Annotated in this window: 15 protein-coding genes; 5 read left to right on the forward strand and 10 right to left on the reverse strand. The window is 66.1% G+C overall.

Going from position 1 to position 17,517, the window contains the following annotated elements; genetic code table 11:
* Window positions 1-10: 10 nt before the first annotated feature.
* A complete protein-coding gene (gene deoC, locus KF833_14765) occupies window positions 11-703 on the reverse strand; it encodes a deoxyribose-phosphate aldolase (protein ID MBX3746568.1) in 693 nt (230 codons plus the stop codon).
* A 96-nt stretch (window positions 704-799) separates the two neighbouring features.
* Window positions 800-1,657 carry a transglutaminase family protein gene (locus KF833_14770; GenBank protein ID MBX3746569.1) on the reverse strand — a complete coding sequence of 286 codons (858 nt, stop codon included), beginning with the start codon at window positions 1,655-1,657 and terminating at the stop codon, window positions 800-802.
* Between the two features lie 567 nt (window positions 1,658-2,224).
* Between KF833_14770 and KF833_14775 the strand changes: the two genes are divergently transcribed.
* The gene (locus KF833_14775) at window positions 2,225-3,685 is read left to right on the forward strand and encodes a DUF1501 domain-containing protein (GenBank protein MBX3746570.1); all 1,461 of its coding nucleotides are present in this window, start codon (window positions 2,225-2,227) and stop codon (window positions 3,683-3,685) included.
* A gap of 18 nt (window positions 3,686-3,703) precedes the next feature.
* On the opposite strand, the gene KF833_14780 is transcribed toward KF833_14775, so the two are convergent.
* From KF833_14780 to KF833_14800, 5 genes are all read right to left on the reverse strand, one after another.
* Window positions 3,704-4,111 (reverse strand): TM2 domain-containing protein, encoded by a 408-nt coding sequence (locus tag KF833_14780; protein MBX3746571.1) that lies wholly within the window; start codon window positions 4,109-4,111, stop codon window positions 3,704-3,706.
* Between the two features lie 21 nt (window positions 4,112-4,132).
* Window positions 4,133-5,260: a transcription termination factor Rho gene (gene rho / locus KF833_14785; GenBank protein MBX3746572.1), complete on the reverse strand. Its 1,128-nt coding sequence runs from the start codon at window positions 5,258-5,260 to the stop codon at window positions 4,133-4,135.
* A 196-nt stretch (window positions 5,261-5,456) separates the two neighbouring features.
* A complete protein-coding gene (locus tag KF833_14790; GenBank protein MBX3746573.1) occupies window positions 5,457-6,506 on the reverse strand; it encodes a DUF1080 domain-containing protein in 1,050 nt (349 codons plus the stop codon).
* Window positions 6,503-7,945 (reverse strand): DUF1501 domain-containing protein, encoded by a 1,443-nt coding sequence (locus tag KF833_14795; GenBank protein MBX3746574.1) that lies wholly within the window; start codon window positions 7,943-7,945, stop codon window positions 6,503-6,505. The genes KF833_14790 and KF833_14795 overlap by 4 nt, the downstream gene beginning before the upstream one ends.
* Window positions 7,942-8,829, reverse strand: coding sequence for a helix-turn-helix domain-containing protein (locus tag KF833_14800; GenBank protein MBX3746575.1), 888 nt, complete (start codon window positions 8,827-8,829; stop codon window positions 7,942-7,944). Before KF833_14800 ends, KF833_14795 begins: the two co-directional genes overlap by 4 nt.
* A 122-nt stretch (window positions 8,830-8,951) precedes the next feature.
* On the opposite strand from KF833_14800, the gene KF833_14805 reads away from it, so the two are divergent.
* Entirely contained in the window at window positions 8,952-9,893 is a 942-nt protein-coding gene (locus KF833_14805; protein ID MBX3746576.1) for a radical SAM protein, read from the forward strand.
* 17 nt (window positions 9,894-9,910) lie between these two features.
* Here KF833_14805 and KF833_14810 read toward each other — a convergent pair whose 3' ends face one another.
* The 3 genes from KF833_14810 to KF833_14820 are packed head-to-tail and all read right to left on the reverse strand — an operon-like array spanning window position 9,911 to window position 12,013.
* Window positions 9,911-10,270 (reverse strand): sulfite exporter TauE/SafE family protein, encoded by a 360-nt coding sequence (locus tag KF833_14810; protein ID MBX3746577.1) that lies wholly within the window; start codon window positions 10,268-10,270, stop codon window positions 9,911-9,913.
* 60 nt (window positions 10,271-10,330) lie between these two features.
* Entirely contained in the window at window positions 10,331-11,083 is a 753-nt protein-coding gene (locus tag KF833_14815) for a UvrB/UvrC motif-containing protein (protein MBX3746578.1), read from the reverse strand.
* A gap of 42 nt (window positions 11,084-11,125) precedes the next feature.
* On the reverse strand, window positions 11,126-12,013 hold the full coding sequence (locus KF833_14820; protein MBX3746579.1) for a dihydropteroate synthase: 888 nt from the start codon (window positions 12,011-12,013) through the stop codon (window positions 11,126-11,128).
* Between the two features lie 434 nt (window positions 12,014-12,447).
* On the opposite strand from KF833_14820, the gene KF833_14825 reads away from it, so the two are divergent.
* The 3 genes from KF833_14825 to KF833_14835 all read left to right on the forward strand — a co-directional run bounded on the left by KF833_14825 (window position 12,448) and on the right by KF833_14835 (window position 17,490).
* Window positions 12,448-13,302: an ABC transporter substrate-binding protein gene (locus KF833_14825; protein MBX3746580.1), complete on the forward strand. Its 855-nt coding sequence runs from the start codon at window positions 12,448-12,450 to the stop codon at window positions 13,300-13,302.
* A gap of 78 nt (window positions 13,303-13,380) precedes the next feature.
* Window positions 13,381-13,959, forward strand: coding sequence for an aminodeoxychorismate/anthranilate synthase component II (locus KF833_14830; GenBank protein ID MBX3746581.1), 579 nt, complete (start codon window positions 13,381-13,383; stop codon window positions 13,957-13,959).
* A 63-nt stretch (window positions 13,960-14,022) separates the two neighbouring features.
* On the forward strand, window positions 14,023-17,490 hold the full coding sequence (locus KF833_14835) for a hypothetical protein (protein MBX3746582.1): 3,468 nt from the start codon (window positions 14,023-14,025) through the stop codon (window positions 17,488-17,490).
* Window positions 17,491-17,517 lie beyond the last annotated feature (27 nt).

A 17,517-nucleotide genomic window follows, 5' to 3' on the forward strand; every position in this document is an offset into this window, starting at 1 on the left:
ACCTTCTGTCTCACCCTGGTGCCGGGGCGTCAAGGTTGGCCGGGGCCGGGTCATCTTCGTCGTCGGGAAGTCCGGGTTGGAGGAGGCCGACACGATTGGCGCCGGCGGCCACGAGGGCTTCGGCATGGTGGCGGGCCTGGACACCGCCGACGGCCTTGAGGCCGAGATCCGGTCCCACCCATTCCCGAAGGCGTCGGACATCCCCGGGGGTGGCGGGGCGCACGGCGCAACCGGTGGCGTTGACCAGGAACTGGACTTCCGCATCGAGGACGACGCGGGCGGCGAGGCGAAGGTCGTCATCGTCGAGAAGGGGCCATTCGATCACCGCCTTGACGGGGCGATCCTCGGCAATATCCCGGATGTCGCGCAATTCGCGCAGGAGACGCTTCTCGTCCCGATCCTTGATCCAGCCGAGATTGAGTACGACGTCGAGTTCAGCGGCTCCGGCATCGATGGCGGCTTCGGCTTCGAATCGTTTGGTGTCGGGATCGGCCTGGCCGAAGGGGAACCCGACCAGGGCTGCGACGTGGACGGGTGAATCCTCGAGGAGGCTGGCGGCGAGTTGGACCCTGGAACCGCCGACACACACGGCCCACCACAGTTGCTGCCGGGCAAGCGAGCAGGCTCGTTCCAGGTCGGCCCGGGTCAGGTCGGGACGAAGGGCGATCCATTCGAGGCGGCGAGAGAGCGGGACGGCATCCACGGGCCGAGGGAAACGGGTTGGAGCGCCACTGTCGAGCGTGGGGCGCGCGGGCCTCCGCGGTCGGTGACTTGACCCCTGGCGGGCGCGGTTGGCCGTTCAGAGGATGATGGTCCTGACGCCGACGAAGAGGGTGGGGGCGAGGCCGGCTGGTCCCACAAAGCTTCCGGCGACGGGCGGCACGGCAGAGGGATGGCGACCGACGGCGACGGCGATATGGGAGCCGCCGGTGGCTTCCCCGAGGGTGCTGTCGTAGCCCCGCCAGCCGGCACCGGGCAGATAGACTTCGGTCCAGGCGTGGGTGGAGCCACCGGGGCCGGCACTGGAACCGGTGCACAGGTAGCCGCTGACGAAACGGGCAGGGAGTCCCAGGCCGCGACAGGTCTCCATGAATAGGGTGGCGAAATCCCGGCAGGAGCCCGTCCGCGTTGCCAGCGTCACATCCGGCGACTGCACGCCTTCCGCATGGCGCTCCGCGTAGGTGAATTCGGAGGCGATCGCCCGATTGATCCCGGCCAGCAGGGCGAGGGTGTCGATGACCTGTCCGGGTCGCCAGAATCGGGCCCGCCAATCAAGGCAGGCGGGCGAATCGCCGGGGTACGCCTGGATGCGGTGAGGGGACAGGCTGATCGCCTCGTGGTTCGAGACCTGGCAGGGGTAAGCCGTCCAGGCGCGGTCGATGGGGAAGAACGGCGGCATGCACTCGAAGTGCTGGATGACGATCTCGCTCTCGATGGAAAGGGTGTCAGCGGGCTCGAGGAAGCGGGCAATGGCGAGGGCGTTGTCGTGCAGATCCCGCTGCCAAAGGACCTCACATGGGGGGTGGATTGCCAGCCGGGAGGATTCCACCTGGACGTCATGGCCCTCCCTGGGGCGGAGGTACAATCGGTGAGGCTCCAGTTCGACCCGTACGGGGAACCGGTAGGTCGTCCTGTGTTCGATGCGGAGGCGTCGCATGGGATCGGTTGTGGGTCCGGGAGGTCTGGCAAGTCCGACCTGAGGCCATGCGCCGCCGGTCCGGCGTCAACGGAGGGCAAAGTACCCGAGCACCCCGGCGCCCAGGACGGCAATCAGCAGGAAAGCGACCATGAGGATGTCCACCTGCCACCGTCGCAGGCGATCCCGAGCCATGGTGAGCCAGCCGATCATGGTATGGCCTTGGATGAACGCTTTTCCAACGACAGCACTAGGGCAGTCGGATGGGGTCGGGCGCAAGGAAACTTCGGGGATATTTCGGGGAGCGTTGGGTGGTGGGGCGACGCAGAGGGCTCGCAGAGCGGGTCCTTCCGAGCCCATGCATCCTCACCGACCCTTTGCAGAGGCAGCGAATCGGAGGGACGAGCTCTGCGAGTCCTCAACCCACACCGCTCCACACCGTTGCGGCCTCGTGGAACTCGGCCCTCCGAAGCACCGCTGGGCGGTGTTCGCAACGCACCCACAACTCCGGGATGCACCGGGCAGCGACGAAGCAGACGAAAGCGGTTTGCGGGGGGTGAAGGCGGGCGTTAAGAATGCCGGGTCGTCATGAATATCCCGATTGATTTGTCCTCATGGCCGGGCCCGGTGCGATCGCGGCGCTGGTTTCTGCGCGATTGCGGAGTGGGTCTCGGCAAGATGGCGCTGGCGGGTTTGCTGACGGGATCCCTGGGGGGGCGGGCCGCCTGGGCGACGGCGGTGGCGCCGCGCAATCCGCTGGCCCCGCGTCCGCCGCATTATCCGGGGAAGGCCCGGGCGGTGATCCACCTGTTCATGGCGGGGGCACCGAGCCAGCTCGACCTGTTCGACCCGAAGCCGGAACTGGCGAAGCTCGAGGGGAAGCCGTTGCCGCCCTCGGTGATCATGGGTCAGCGGTATGCGTTCATCCGACCGGACGCGGCCGTATTGGGGCCGCAGTTCAAGTTTCAACAGCATGGCGGGGCGGGGACGACGTTGTCGGAGATGCTGCCGCATCTGGCGACGGTGGTGGACGACATCTGCGTGGTGCGTTCGTGCCGGACCGACCAGTTCAATCATGCGCCGGGCCAGATTTTTCTGAACAGCGGGTTTCCGCTCCCGGGCCGGCCGAGTCTGGGTTCCTGGGTGACGTATGGGCTGGGTTGCGAGACACAGGATCTGCCGGCGTTTGTGGTGATGTCCACGGGGGCGGGGATCAGCGGTGGATCGGCCAACTGGTCGAGCGGATTTCTGCCGACGTACTACTCGGGGGTGCGTTTCCGCAACTCGGGGGATCCGATTCTCAACGTATCGAGTCCGAAGGGGGTGGACGCCCGATTGCAGCGGGACACGCTGGACCTCGTTGCGGACCTGAACCGGCGGCAGCTTGGAGAGGTGGGGGATCCGGAGATTGCGACGCGGGTGCAGAGTTACGAGATGGCGTACCGGTTACAGACGTCGGCGCCGGAGTTGATGGATCTGCGCCAGGAATCGACGTCCACCCTGGAGATGTACGGTTGCGATCCGGACAAGCCGTCCTTTGCGCGGGCGTGCCTGCTGGCGCGGCGGATGGTCGAGCGGGGGGTGCGGTTCATCAACATCTACCACGAGGGATGGGACGCGCATTCGGACGTGGTGGGGAATTTGCGGAGCAACTGCGGGGCGACCGACCGGGCGAGCGCGGCGCTGGTGAAGGATCTGAAACAGCGGGGATTGCTGGACTCGACGCTGGTGGTGTGGGGGGGCGAATTCGGACGGACGCCGATGGTGGAGAGCAACGCCGCGCTGGGGCGGAGTCTGGGGCGGGACCATCATCCGCAGGCGTTCACCGTGTGGCTGGCCGGGGGCGGGGTGCGTGGGGGGATGAACTACGGGGCGACCGACGATTTGGGGTTCCACGTGGTGGAGAATCCCGTTCATGTGCATGACCTGCAGGCGACGATTCTGCATTGCCTGGGACTGGATCACGAGCGGCTGACGTTCACCCATCAGGGCCGGCAATTCCGGCTGACTGATGTGCATGGGCACGTGATGAAGGACCTGCTGGTATGAGGGGCGGTGGGAGGGGGATCAGCCGGGGCGGGAGGCGTGATTCCGCTCGCTGAGCTGCTGGTTGAGGGTCCAGAAGTCGTAAAGGACGCCGAGGAGGAGGAGGCCGCCGGTGAGGAGGTAGAGGATGCCGGTGCCCCACTTGCCCTGGTAGAAGCGGTGGATGCCGAAGACACCGAGGAAGGTGAGCAGGACCCAGGCGATGGTGTAGTTGTAGGGACCCGAGACGAAGCGGCGGTCGGCGGAGCGGGACATCCAGGGGATCAGGAACAGGTCCACGATCCAGCCGACGAGGAACAGCCCGAGCGTGAAGAACCAGATCGTGCCGGTGATCGGGCGTCCGAAGTAGAAGCGGTGGGAGCCGATGAATCCGAAGATCCACGTGACGTACCCGATGAGGGTGCTGTGCGTGGGGGTTCGGGGATCCATTCGGGGGGGATCCGGGTGGGTTCAGCCGCCGAGCTTGGTGAGCAGTTCCTCGTTGGTTTTGTACTTACGGACGGCACCGAGGAGGGTTTCCATGGCCTCGATGGGATTGAGTTCGACCATCATGCGGCGGAGTTTGCGGATGGCATCGATCTGGCGGTTGTCGAAGAGTTTCTCCTCCTTGCGGGTGCCGCTCTTGGGAATGTCGAGAGCCGGGTAAAGGCGGCGATCGGACAGTTTGCGGTCGAGGATAAGCTCCATGTTTCCGGTGCCCTTGAACTCCTGGAAGATGAGTTCGTCCATGCGGGACCCGGTATCGACGAGGGCGGTGGCGACAATGGTAAGGGAGCCGCCGTGCTCGATCTTGCGGGCGGCGGCGAACATCTTGCGGGGCATTTCGAGGGCGCGGGCATCGACACCGCCGGTCATGGTGCGGCCGCTGCCGCCATGGACGCTGTTGTAGGCGCGGGCGACGCGGGTGATGGAATCGAGGAGGACGAAGACGTCCTTGCCGGTTTCGACGAGGCGGCGGCAGCGTTCGATGGTGAAGCGGGAGAGGCGGACATGGGTTTCGAGGTCCATGTCATTGGAGGAGGCGACGACCTCGGCCTTGACGGAGCGCTGGAAGTCGGTGACCTCCTCGGGGCGTTCGTCGATGAGGAGGACGATGACGGTGACTTCGGGGTGGTTGGTGGTGACCGCGTTGGCGATCTGCTTGAGGATGGTTGTCTTGCCGGTGCGGGGTGGGGCGACGATGAGGCCGCGGGTGCCGCGCCCGATGGGGGTGACGAGGTCGATGATCCGGGGTTCGAGCTGATCGGGAGTGGTCTCGAGATTGAACTTCTCGATGGGATCGATGGTGGTGAGGTTTTCGAAGCGGACGGATTTCACGAATTCGTTGAAGGGCATCCCGTTGACCTGGATGACTTCGCGCAACTGGGGGCTGACACCGCGATGGGGCGGTTGGAGGCGGCCTTCGACGAGGCAGCCTTCGCGGAGGAAGTGGCGCTTGATGGTGTCGGGTGTGACAAAGACGTCGGCCGGCCGGGGTTGGTAGCGATTGTCGGCGGACCGAAGGAAGCCGAAGCCCTTCTCCGAGATTTCGAGGAATCCGGACCCGAAGGACGGCAAATGACTGTTCGTATTATTCATGGCGAAAGGCGCCACCTTCGATGCCGGCCCGACGAGCGGTAACCCGAATCAGAGATGCCGCGGTACTTAACCTTGGAACCAGGAGACCCGTCGCACTGGCTCCCTGCCAGGGCCGATCGAAACGGCCTTGAAAGTTGCGACGCCCGTTGCTCTAACCGTGTACGAAGCCGAGCGCAACAAGTTTTTCTCGGCCGTTTCAGCGCTCCGACCGGTCGGCGGAGCGCACCAGGGTGTCCAGGTAGTCCACCACGATCCGTCCGCGCGCCGCCACGTTGTTCTGGGTCTGGCCCTTGAAGGTGCTCATCCGGAGGTGGACGGCGAAGAGGGGATCCCCGTTGCGGTCGCGCAGGGGGAAGACGGCGGCGGCATGGGAGGAGGCGGTGCCCACGGCGATCTGACCGGCCTCGATGGCCTGGATTTCCGAATCCGTGGCGGGTCGTTGCAGGAGGTCCGGGTCGGAGGCGGCGACGGGGGCGACGGTCCCATCCTGGCGGGCGTACACGACGATGCCGAGGAGGCGCGGGTAGCGTTGCATGGCGCCCTCGACCAGGCGGCGGGGGAGGGTGCGGACGATGTCGTATTCGATGCGGAGGCTGGAGAAGTGACTGACTGAGTCGGACTTGGTCCAGAGGGCGAGTCGTCCCTGACTAAAACTGGAGTCATTGAGGAGGGGAATGACTTCCTCGCCATTGAAGAGACACTGGATGGTGTTGCCGCGGCAGCGGACCTCGAGGGTGTGCCAGGCGCCCGCGGGAATGCGGACCTCGGGTCCGATGGGGTCGCTGCGGACGCCGTCGACCACCTTGTAGAAGCGGAGGGTGTTGCCGAGGGAACTGGCCCGGAGGATGTAGAAGTTGTTTTCGTCCTGGAGCCGGAAGGCGAGCCCGGCCATCCGGGCGACGCGGCCGCTCACGGTGCGGAAGCGGAGGGTGGCGGTGAAGTCGGCGAAGACATCGGGCTCATAGATGAGGAGGGGGAACCGTTCGTCGGTGGGGTCTTCGGAGAGCTGGGCCAGGACGGTCTGGTGGGAGACTTCGGGCGGGCCGTCGCCGAGGGCGGGGAAGCCGCTGGGGACCTCGGTACGGATGAGGCGCCAGTCGGGAGGCGAACCGGAGCCGTTGAGGGCGGCGCGGAAATCGGTGAGGGGCGCACCCGGGGTCATCCGGGAAAAGTCGAGTGTCCGTTCCGCCGCCGGGGCGGGGAACAGGGCGAGGGCGAGGGCGAGGGCGGCGAGGCAACGGATCACGCGATGAGTTCCCTGACCACGTGACCGTGCACGTCGGTCAGGCGGAAGTCGCGTCCGGCGTGGCGGAAGGTGAGTTTTTCGTGATCGAAGCCGAGGAGGGCGAGGAGGGTGGCGTGGAGATCGTGGACGTGGACGGGTTTCTCGACGGCCTTGAAGCCGAACTCGTCGGTGGCGCCGTGGACATAGCCGCCGCGGACGCCGCCGCCGGCGAGCCACATGGTGAAGCCGTGGTGATTGTGGTCGCGGCCGTTGATTTTGCCGGCGTTGGCACCCGGGGTGGGGAGTTCGACGGTCGGGGTGCGACCGAACTCACCGCCCCAGATGACGAGGGTTTCGTCGAGGAGTCCGCGTTGTTTGAGGTCGGTGAGGAGGGCGCCGATGGCCTGGTCGCATTCGCGGGCGAGGCGGCGGTGATTGACCTCGAGATCGTCGTGGTTGTCCCAGGGCTGTCCGGCACCGTGCCAGAGCTGGACGAAGCGGACGCCGCGTTCGATGAGGCGGCGGGCGATGAGGATCTGGCGGGCCTGCTGGCCGTCGCCGTAGAGTTTCCGGATCGACTCGGGTTCCCGGGAGATGTCGAAGGCATCGGCGGCTTCGAGCTGCATGCGGTAGGCGAGTTCGAAGGACTGGATGCGGGCTTCGAGGGGGGATTCGTGCTGGCGCTGGCGGAGGTGGCGTTCGTTGAGCTGCTGGAGGAGGTCGAGTTGGGCGCGTTGTTCGGGGAGGGAGGTGGCGCGATTGCGGATGTTCTCGATGAGGCGGTCCACCCGGGTGTGCTGGGTGTCGATGTAGGTGCCCTGGTACACGCTGGGGAGGAACCCGGACTGCCAGTTCTGGGATTCCTGGATGGGATACCCCGACGGACACATGGAGATGAAGCCGGGCAGATTCTGGTTATCGGTGCCGAGGCCGTAGGTGACCCAGGAGCCGAGGCTGGGCCGGACGAGGCGGGCCTCGCCGCAGTTCATGAGGAGGAGGGAGGGCTCATGATTGGGGACATCGGCGTGCATGGACCGGATGACGGCGATGTCGTCGATGCAGGCGGCGGTGTGGGGGAAGAGTTCGCTGACCTCGATGCCGCTTTGTCCGTGGCGTTGAAAGGCGAAGGGGGAGGGGAAGGCGGCGCCGGTGCGGCGTTCGGTGCGGAGGTTGCCGGTGGGGAGTTCCTGTCCGGCGTATTTCTGGAGGGCGGGTTTGGGGTCGAAGCTGTCCACATGGGAGGGCCCGCCGTTCATGAACAGGTGGATGACGCGCTTGGCCTTGGCGGGGAAATGGGGAGCCCTGGGCAGCATCGGGTTGAGGAAACCCGAGGCGGCGACGTCGCGTTGGGAGCCGAGCAGGGTGGCGAGGCCGAGGAGGCCGAAGCCCATGCCGGAGCGGGCGAGGAATTCGCGGCGGGTGGGGAGGCGGCTGGCGAAGGGGGGGCGGTCCGGATTCATGGGCGGGGGAGTTTGCGGCGGTACTCGGTCGGGGACTGGCCGACGAGGCGGCGGAAGACGCGGTTGAAGTGGGTGAGGGATTGGAAGCCGACCTCGTAGGCGATTTCGCTGATGCGGAGGTTGGGGTTGAGGAGGAGGTTCTTGGCCTTCTCGACGCGGACGCGGGCGAGGTACTCGGTGAAGTGAAGGCCCGAGGCCTTTTTGAACATTTTGCAGAAGTAGAAGGTGCTGCAGTTGACGGCGCGGGCGACGTCGCCGAGGGAGACGTCCTCGGCCTGGTGTTCGTCAATAAAGCGGCGGGCCCGGACGATCATCTGGGGCTCGGCGTGGTCGCGCTGCACGACGAGTTGATTGCTCACCATGGAAAGGTGCTCGGCGAAGATGGCGAGCAGGCGGACCATGGATTCGTACTGGCGGGGCGCGATGACGCGGGTGTGGAAATAGGCTTCCTCGGCCTGGTTGAGATCGACTTTGAGGCCCCAGGCGACCAGTTGCCGGGCGGTCCGGGCGAACTGGCTGCGGGACGGGGTGTGAGGGAAGACCTGGCCGGTCTGGAGGTAGCCGACGATTTCGGTCCCGAGTTGCACAGGGACGGCGGTGTCACAGAGGCCGGCGAAGCAGCGGAGGGTCACGGGCTGGCCGGAGGCGCTCTGGCGGACCTGTTCCTGGACTTCGAGGCAGGCGGCGCAACTGCGGCTGCTTTCGGCCATCAGTGCGCAGAAGGGGCTTTCCCGGGGATGCCCGCGCTGCGCCAGTTGCCAGGCCTCGACCGGCTGGAAGGACAGCGGCAGGCCGGTCGTTTCCACGAAGGCTTTGGCGTAGTCCTGGTAGATCTGCGACTGGCTCAGGCGCTGCACCAGGCCCTTGCTGGCATCGGGCTCCATTGAACGAAGGCCGAAGCTGTCCCAACGGGTCCCCGGCCGCAACCCTCAATCCGCAAGATACGACGCGATTCAGCCAAGTTTGGTGGGGTGCGGTCCGCCGGTCTGGGCCCTTATCCAGAGGAATGTCCGCTTCGTCGGCCACGCCTCTGGTGTCGGTGCCCGTCTCCCGGGCGCAGCCCGCCTGCGGATTGAGGGGCACAGGGGGGGGGCGGGAGGACATGGCGCTGGGGTGTCCGCGCTATTACTTCGCCGGGTCGGCACATGTCTATGCGGTGATCTCCTCGCGGGCGCGCGGCCTTTCGGTGGGGTTGAACCTCAACCTCGACAGGCACTGCAATTTCGACTGCTGCTACTGCGAAGTGGAACGGGACGCGGCGTCGAGGGGGGCGGGCCCGACACCGGTGGATGCCCGGAAGCTGGCACGGGAGCTGGCCGGGGCCCTGACCCGGGTGGAGGCGGGGATGCTGCGGCTGCATCCGGACCTGACGGGGCTGCCGGAGGAGATGCTCCGTCTGGCCCATGTGGCGATCAGCGGGGACGGTGAACCGACGTTGTGCCCGAATTTCGGGGAGGCGGTGGAAGGGGTGGTCCACCTGCGGGCGGCCGGTCTGGCGCCGTACTTCAAACTGGTTCTGATCACCAACGCCAGCGCGCTGGATCGGCCGTCGGTGCGGGCCGGTTTGCGGTTGTTCACGCGGGCCGACGAGATCTGGGCGAAGCTGGATGCGGGGACCCAGGGGTTCATGGACCGGATCAACCGGCCCGCGGTGCCGATCGAGAAGGTGCTGGAAGGGATACTCGAGGTGGGCCGGCAGCGGCCGGTGGTGATCCAGAGCATGTTCGTGGAATTGGATGGATTGGGGCCCGACCCCGCGGAGCTCGCGGCCTATGCCCGACGGTTGGTGGCGCTGCGGGAGGCGGGAGCCCGCATCTCCCTGGTTCAGGTCTATTCGGCCACCCGTTCGCTGCATTCGCCGCGCTGCCGGCATTTATCGTTGCGGGCGCTTTCGGAGATTGCGGGCCGCGTGCACCAGCTGACCGGGCTGCCGGTGGAGGTGTTCTGAAGGAGCGCGGCGCTGCCTCAACGGGCCACGATCGTCAGCCGGACGCCCACGGCGATGAGGAAGACGCCGAAGAGGCGCTGGAGTTCCGGGGACGACAGCTTGGTGGTGAGCCACGGTCCGATTAGGCCCCCGGCGACGGCGGCCGGGGCGAGCCAGGCGGCCATTTGCCAGTCCACCTGGCGCAGGTGGTGGTGTTTGAAGACGCCGACGAGGGCGGTGGGAACGATGACGGCAAGGGAGGTGCCGACGGCGAGTTTCAGGTCGGCCTTGAGGAGGAGAGTCATGCCGGGGACCATGATGAGGCCGCCGCCGACGCCGAAGAGGCCGCTGGCGACGCCTCCCGCCAGGCCGATGAGGACGATCCAGAGGTAATGCATCCGGGTTTATCCGCGGACGGAGTGGAGGACCGCAATGGGATTTCCGCGTCCGGGAGGCGGCTATTCCTTGAGGCGTTTCAGGGCATCGCGGAGTTCGGCGGCCTTCTCGTAATCCTCGCGTGCGATGGCCTGATTGAGATCGATCTCGAGACGCTGACGGGGGGAGACGGGCAGGTGCGGGCGCAGTTCCTGGAGCCAGGACTCGAGCATGCGGACTTCGACGGCCTGATCGGCGAGATCGGTTTGTTCGTGGTCGCGGAAAAGGCTGCGAATCGCCGCGACGCCCGCCTCGATGGCGCGGATGGCACCGTGGGGATCGTCGGCATCCAGGGCCAGGGCCCCCTGGGCACGGGTGCGCATCAGGAGCACCTGCGGTTTGAAGACCGCGAGGGTGGCGGCCACCTCGGGCACTTCGGAGTACTCCTCGAGGAGGCGGAAGACCTCCAGGTTGCGGTCGGTGTCGCGCAGGACGCCGGCGTGGTCACCCAATTGAAAGAGGCAGATGTAGCGGTGGTAGTACTGGATGGCCTCCTGCTGCAGGCGCTGGCAATCCTCGGCCTTGAGGGCGAATCCATCGTCGTCCCCCTGACTGGCGATGTGTTCGCCGAGGCGGGACTGGTAGAACTGGAGCCAGGATTCGTGGCCCATGGGGCGGCGCCCGTCGGGGCGTCCCTCGGCCTCCATCTGGAGGACGCCAAGATCGACGCGGAGCTGGATCTTGTGGGCGCCATCGCGCCCCTTGAAACGGCGGACGCGAAGCTCCCCGGGCTGGTAGTCCCACTTCCGGAGGAAATTCGTCAGGTCATGACGCATTTGGGAAGGCAGTTTGCGGGTGTGGCCCGGCAAGTCAACGGGTCAAAACGCCGCCAGGGTTTCGAGGACGGCCCGGACTCTCGGCAGTTCGTGGGTGCGGAACAGATCGGTCCGTCCGAGCGCAGCCAGGACCGCGAAGAAGGGCTCGGCCGTTCGGACCTCGTCCCCGAAGGACTCGAAGGCGTGGGGCAAGGCGTGGCACACCGGCCAGCCAAGGCGCCGCAGCCGGAAAGTGTGGAGGAATACCGCCATCTGGTGGCGCACCCGGTCCGTGCCGTCCGTCAGATTGCGGTAGTAGAATCCGAGCCCGGGATCGATGAGGAGGCGTCGCACGCCGCAGCGGGTGGCACGGTCGATCTGGCGGGCGAAGAAGTCGTGGAGGAGGGGGACGGGATCGGAGCGAAGATCCAAGGCGCCGACCTCGCGGACGTTTTCGCCCTGGACGTAGCACAGGATGACCCCGGCATCGAAGGCGGCGGCGAGGCGGAAAATGGATTCGGTGGGATCGGTGCCGGTCAGGTTGAGCACGCTTGCTCCTGCCTCGAGGCAGGCTTGGGCGACTTCGGGATGATAGGTCTCGGCAGAGACGAGGATCCCTCGCTCATGAAGTCCGCGGATGACGGGCACCAGGCGATCGGTCTGGCGCGCCACGGTCACCCGGTCGGCGTGGGGCAGGGTCGATTCAGCACCGACATCGACGAGATCGGCGCCCTGGGCGGCGAGAATGGTGCCGCGTCGGAGGGCGGCCCGGGGGTCCAGGACGACGCTCTCGCGGTACCAGGAGTCGGGGGACAGATTGATTACGCCCATCAGTGCCGGCCGGGTGTTCCATGCGAAGTGGCGGCCGCCGAGATCGAACTCCTCGACCCGGACGGCTAGATCCGAGGCATGGCAGGCGGCCAGTTCCGCAAGGTGCTCGAGTCGCAGCATGGCGCGAATCCTGCATGGACGGGGGACAGGAGGGAAAGCGGACGATGCGAAAGCGGGTGCTTCGAGGGGGCAGGATCCCGGACCGGTCCAGATCGACGATTCGAAGCCAAGGGTGGGCGCCGCGTTGAAAACGCCTGACAAGCGATCGGCGCGGGGGCGCAAGTGCAACAGCACAGGGATGTCCGGATGACCAAGGAGCGGGGACAACATTCACATTAAAAAGCCGGGCAGTTTATCGTTGGGTTAGTTGTTGACGACAATATCAAGAAGCCTGCCATTTTGTTGTTAGTTATTGACTGATAGATTTCAGGATGCCTGCCGATTTATTGTCAGGATGCCTGCCGATTTATTGAATTTGTTGACCCACTTGCGTGGGGTCGGGGATTGGGATTGGCGGCTTGGCCGGTTGGGGGCGGGCGGCCTAGGGTGGGGGCATGACGTCTGCGCGCGCGCTGACCCTGGGGCATTCACCGGATCCGGACGACGCCTTCATGTTCTATGCCCTTGCCCGGGAGAAGATCGACACGGGGGGGATGCGGTTCGAACACGTGCTTCAGGACATTCAGACGTTGAACGAGCGGGCGACGCGGGGGGAACTGGACGTATCGGCGGTGAGCCTGCATGCGTACGCCCATGTGAGTGACCAATATGCGCTGCTGCCCAACGGCGCGAGCATGGGGGACGGCTACGGCCCGATGTTGGTGGCCCGGCGCGCGATGGATCGGGAGGCGATCCGGGGGGCGCGGATCGCGATACCGGGGCGCATGACGAGTGCCTTCCTGGCGCTGCAATTGTGGCTGGAGCGGGCCGGGGCGGAACTGGATCTGGTCGTGGTGCCGTTCGACCGGATTTTCGAGATGGTGCGGACGGGTGGGGCGGAGGTGGGATTGATCATCCACGAGGGGCAACTGACCTATCGGAACGAGGGGTTGGAGTGTTGTGCGGATCTGGGGGTGTGGTGGGGGGAGCGAAATGACGGGCTGCCGCTGCCCCTGGGCGGCAATGTGATTCACAAGCGGTTCGACCCGGCCGTCCGCCGACAGGTGTCCCAGGTGCTGGCGGAGAGCATCCGATACGCCCTGGATCACCGGGCCGAGGCGGTCGAACATGCGCTCCAGTATGCGCGGGACATGGGGCGGGATCTGGCGGACCGTTTTGTGGGGATGTACGTGAACCACTGGACGCTGGATTACGGGGAAAAGGGGCGGGAGAGCATCCGACGGTTTCTTGGGAAGGGGTTTGAGCGGGGCCTCCTGCCCCACCGGCAGGAATTGGAATTCGTGACCTGAGAACATCCTGGGCACTTGGGCACGGTTCCCCGAGTTTCCCCTTTCCTGTCCCGGCGCCTCGCCCAACATCCGGCGCACATGGTCCTGGTCATCGACAACTACGACTCGTTCACCTACAACCTGGTCCAGTACCTTGGCGAGTTGCGGACGGATCTGGCGGTGCATCGCAATGACCGGATCACGGTGGAGGAGATCCGGGCGCTGAACCCTGACCGGATCGTCATTTCGCCCGGCCCGTGCTCGCCGCGGGAGGCGGGGATGTCGAACGAGATCATCCGGGAATTCGGTCCGCGGGTGCCGGTGCTGGGGGTGTGTCTGGGGCACCAGTGCATCGGCCACACCTTTGGGGCGGAGGTGGTGGTGCATCGGCGGATGATGCACGGCAAGACTTCGCAGATCCGTCACGACGGGCAGGATCTCTTTCGGGACATGCCGAATCCGTTCACCGCCACGCGGTACCATTCGCTGGTGGTGCGGCGCGAGACGCTTCCGGAGTGTCTCGAAGTGACGGCCTGGTGCGAGGAGGATCCGGACGAGATCATGGGGTTGCGGCACCGGAGCCATCCGATCTGGGGGGTGCAGTTTCATCCGGAGAGCATCCTGACGCAGGAGGGGCGGCGGATGATCGGCAACTTTCTGGCGCTGGCGGGAAAATGAATTGACCTGGACGGGCCTTTCCGGGACCAAGGGGCCGAACCCACTGATCGAATGATGAAGGGCATGAACTGGCTGCGGGGCCTGGTCCTGGCGTGCTGGACCGCTGGAGTGTTCACCGGGCTGCCATCCGCCGAGGGACGGGTGCTGGACGATTTCAACAGCGGGAAGTCCGGCTGGGAGGATTTCTCGTTCAATGCGGCGCTGCCGTTGCCGCAGGTGGAGGACGGCCGGTTCAAGTTCACCCTGCCGCCGGCGGGCCAGGCGATCTTCATTGCCAGCACCAAGACCACGGAGACCTTCGAGCTGAAGGAGGGGCGAAGCATCGAGTTTCGGGTGGATCTGGTGGAGGGGGGAGGCAAGGACTCCTTCGCCGTGCTGGCGTTTATTCCGACCTCGACCGGGGCGTCCACCCTGGCGGGGTACGGCATGGCCAAGTCCACCACGGACATCCTGATCACCAAGGGTATCGGGAAGTACTTCTATAATGAGAACCCGCCCGAGCCGGTGAAGAACGAGAACGTGGCGTTGTCGCTTACCATGACGGCGCTGGGCGGCAACGTGATCCTGACGGCCCGGGTGCTCGACCTGGACAACCAGGAGGCGGTGTTGTTCGAGAAGACCGTGGTGGACACGCCGGCGGCGGATGTCATGGCCAACGGCACGGACGAACCGGCGGCGCCGTATCTGACCGAGGGCCGGTTCGTGCTGTACCTGTATCAGGATTTCGATGCCAACGCGCCGGAGAACCCGTACCAGGTGACCTACGACAATGCGGAAGTCTTCGTGACCGACCGGGCGTTGCTGGACGACTTCAACAGCGGCAAGGAGGGATGGGAGGATTTCTCGTTCAACGCGGCTTTGCCCCGTCCGGCGGTGGCGGACGGGTTGTTTCAGTTCCGGCTCCCGCCGGTGGGCCAGGCGATCTTCATTGCCAGCACCAAGACGACCCGCACCTTTGAGCTTCGGGAGGGCGAGCGCCTGACGTTCCAGGTGGATCTGGTGGAGGGAGGGGCCAAGGATTCGTTCGCGGTGCTCGGATTCATCCCGACCAGCACCGGCGCCTCGACCCTGGCGGGGTATGGTCTGGCGAAGTCCACCACCGACATCCTCATCACCAAGGGCATCGGGAAATACTTCTACAACGAGGACCCGCCGGAACCGATCCGGAACGAGAACGTCATTCTCTCGCTCGAGATGACCGTGCGTGGCGGCAACGTGTATCTCCTCGCCCAGGTCCTGGACCGCGACGACCCGAGCGTCGTGTTGTTCGAGAAGCGGGTGGTGGACACGCCGGCGGCGGATGTCATGGCCAACGGCACGGACGACCCGGCCGCCCCCTACATCACCCAGGGCCATTTCGTCCTCTACCTTTACCAGGACTTCGATGCGGGGGCGCCGGAGGATCCCTACCGGGTCGATTACGACAACGCCGTGGTGGCCTCGGCGCCGGCGGCGGCGAACGAACCGCCGGTCATTTCCGCGCTGCAGCCGAGCCCGGCCTCGAACTTCCTGCCGGCCAGCACGACCCTGTCGTTCACGGCCAGCGACGATGCGCCCCTGGCGGACGGGGCGTTCTCCATCGTGCTGAACGGAACCGAGTACACGGCGGCAAACGGGCTGGCGGTGGCTGGAACGGGGACGACGCGCACGGTGAGTCTGGCAGGGGTCCTCGAGGCGAACGTGAACTATCAGGCCCTGGCCCGGGTGGTGGACGCCGAGGGGGTGAGCCGGGAGATCGCCTTCCAATTCGACACCTTCGCCTCCGGCAACCGGATCATCGAGGTCGAGGACTACAACTTTCAGGCGGGCGAATACATCAACGATCCGGTGCCGTATCCCGAGGACGGCGGGCCGGCGCCGGACACGTACAACAACCAGGAGGGCATCCGAGACGTGGACTACTCGGACACGCGGGCGGGCCCGAACTTCACCAACACGCGGTACCGCACCTTCGATCCGATCCGCATGGCGCGGACGCTGGACAAGCCGCGCGCGAAGTTCGTCGCCGCGGGCGGTCCGGATGCCGGGGTGTACGACTACGATGTCGGGGACATCGTGGCGGGCGAGTGGATGCAGTACACGCGAGACTTCGCTCCGGGGACGTACGAGGTGTACCTGCGGAAGCAGGTGGTGAACCTGGCCTTCGGGGAAAGCGTGCTCGAACGGGTGACCGGGGATCGGTCCGAACCCGACGCGCCGGCCCAGCTCCTCGGGACCTTCCTCGGGCAGCGCGGGGGATTCGACTATCAGAACGTGCCCCTGACCGACGGCACGGGCGCCAACCGGATCGTGCTGCGCCTGAGTGGCACCACGACGCTTCGATTGCGTCATGTCACCACCAGCACCAGCGACGCCTACCGGCAGCTCAACTACATGGTGTTCGTCCCCGTGCCCGATCCCGGCGTGCAGCGGGCGACTGTCAGCGCCACTCTCCCGGCGGCAGGGACCACGGTCGAAAGTGTACGGCCCTCCCTCCAGGCGACGCTGGCGAACCGTGACACGACGGTCAACGTGGGGACCGTCCGGCTCGAGGTGAATGGGGAGGCGGTGCCGGGGGCCGTGGTGGAGGCGACCGCCGACGGCGCGGTGGTGCGGCACGATCTTGCCGCGCTGCCTCCTTCGGGCAGCCTGGTGACCGCCCGGGTGATCTTCCTGGACAGCGAAGGGGTCGAGGTCAGCACCGAGTGGTCCTTCACCGTCACCTATCGTTCGCTGCCGTTGGCGGCCCGGGTCAACGCCAGCGGGACCGAGCGCGGATTCCGGGTCCGGGTGGTGCAGGCCCCGTTCGATCTGGGCCCGCTGGAGAACAGTCTGGACCGGGCTGAGAACCAGCTCGCACCCAACTCCTCCATCCCCCGGGAAGTGGACGTCCAGGACACCGTGGACCGGATCAACTTCAACAAGGTGATCGGGGCCATGGCGGGCTTCTTCGAGGACGACCTTCCGGTTCCGGGCATCGACCCGGATGTCACCGGGAACGGGAACAACGATTTTGCCGTCGAGATTCTCACGTACCTGGAGCTGCCGGCCGGGGTTCACCGCTTTGGGGTGGTGACCGACGACGGCTACAAGATCGCGGTGGCCCGGGCGCCTGTATCGCCGGGGACGGCCCCGCTGGCCTTCCATAACGGCGGGCCGGCCAACACCACCTTCGACTTTGTGGTTCCGCAGTCCGGCTTCTATGCCTTCCGCATGGTGTGGTACGAGCGCGCCGGGGCGGGTCATGCGGAATGGTTCTCGGTGGATCCGGCCACGGGGGTTCGGACCCTGATCAACGACACCTCGGCGCCGGGTGGGATTGCGGCGTGGCGCACGATTGCGGAGGTCGTGGACGAGGTGGTGGTTGAATCGGCCCCGGCGGTGCAGGGACCCTATGCGCCGGAACCAGCGGCGACGGTCTCGGTGGCGAGTCGCACGGCCACGGTACCCTTGGGCGCCGGCCATCGGTTCTTCCGGCTGCGCGGCGGATCGGCGCTGACGATCCAGACCGTCCAGGTTCAGGGCGGTGTCCTGCAATTGACCTGGCAGTAGGCGAAAGGATGTCTTCGAAGGGCCGGG

It is taken from the genome of Verrucomicrobiia bacterium, assembly GCA_019634625.1.
Classification (GTDB): Bacteria; Verrucomicrobiota; Verrucomicrobiia; order Limisphaerales; family CAIMTB01; genus CAIMTB01.

Excerpts from the sequence above, each read along its gene's own strand:
- KF833_14770 (MBX3746569.1), bottom strand. The coding sequence starts at position 1,657 with ATGCGACGCCTCCGCATCGAACACAGGACGACCTACCGGTTCCCCGTA.
- KF833_14775 (MBX3746570.1), top strand. The coding sequence starts at position 2,225 with ATGAATATCCCGATTGATTTGTCCTCATGGCCGGGCCCGGTGCGATCG.
- KF833_14780 (MBX3746571.1), bottom strand. The coding sequence starts at position 4,111 with ATGGATCCCCGAACCCCCACGCACAGCACCCTCATCGGGTACGTCACG.
- rho (MBX3746572.1), bottom strand. The coding sequence starts at position 5,260 with ATGAATAATACGAACAGTCATTTGCCGTCCTTCGGGTCCGGATTCCTC.
- KF833_14795 (MBX3746574.1), bottom strand. The coding sequence starts at position 7,945 with ATGAATCCGGACCGCCCCCCCTTCGCCAGCCGCCTCCCCACCCGCCGC.
- KF833_14800 (MBX3746575.1), bottom strand. The coding sequence starts at position 8,829 with ATGGAGCCCGATGCCAGCAAGGGCCTGGTGCAGCGCCTGAGCCAGTCG.
- KF833_14805 (MBX3746576.1), top strand. The coding sequence starts at position 8,952 with ATGTCCGCTTCGTCGGCCACGCCTCTGGTGTCGGTGCCCGTCTCCCGG.
- KF833_14810 (MBX3746577.1), bottom strand. The coding sequence starts at position 10,270 with ATGCATTACCTCTGGATCGTCCTCATCGGCCTGGCGGGAGGCGTCGCC.
- KF833_14815 (MBX3746578.1), bottom strand. The coding sequence starts at position 11,083 with ATGCGTCATGACCTGACGAATTTCCTCCGGAAGTGGGACTACCAGCCC.
- KF833_14820 (MBX3746579.1), bottom strand. The coding sequence starts at position 12,013 with ATGCTGCGACTCGAGCACCTTGCGGAACTGGCCGCCTGCCATGCCTCG.
- KF833_14825 (MBX3746580.1), top strand. The coding sequence starts at position 12,448 with ATGACGTCTGCGCGCGCGCTGACCCTGGGGCATTCACCGGATCCGGAC.
- KF833_14830 (MBX3746581.1), top strand. The coding sequence starts at position 13,381 with ATGGTCCTGGTCATCGACAACTACGACTCGTTCACCTACAACCTGGTC.
- KF833_14835 (MBX3746582.1), top strand. The coding sequence starts at position 14,023 with ATGAACTGGCTGCGGGGCCTGGTCCTGGCGTGCTGGACCGCTGGAGTG.